The organism is Exiguobacterium sp. E17S (genome assembly GCF_057772545.1).
Genome location: NZ_JBYLRU010000040.1, coordinates 1 through 230 on the forward strand (window position 1 = coordinate 1; position 230 = coordinate 230).

Consider the following 230-nt stretch of genomic DNA (forward strand, 5'->3'; position numbering starts at 1 on the left):
TTCTCATCTCGCCTACCTGTGTCGGTTTACGGTACTGGCGCCTTCCCCCTCACTAGAGGCTTTTCTTGGCAGTGTGAAATCGTGACCTACGTCCCTACGGGACTCCGCGTCGTTCCTTGACTTTGGTGCCTGACGGATTTGCCAATCAGACGGTCTTGAAACTTGCACATGCACTTCCATCCGCATGCGTCACTATCCTCCTGCGTCCCCCCATTGTTCAAACGGTGGAT

The 230-nt window shown here is 54.3% G+C and carries 1 rRNA gene; it reads right to left on the reverse strand.

Going from position 1 to position 230, the window contains the following annotated elements:
* A 23S ribosomal RNA gene (locus AC3B4V_RS16345) occupies positions 1-230 on the reverse strand; the annotation flags it as partial.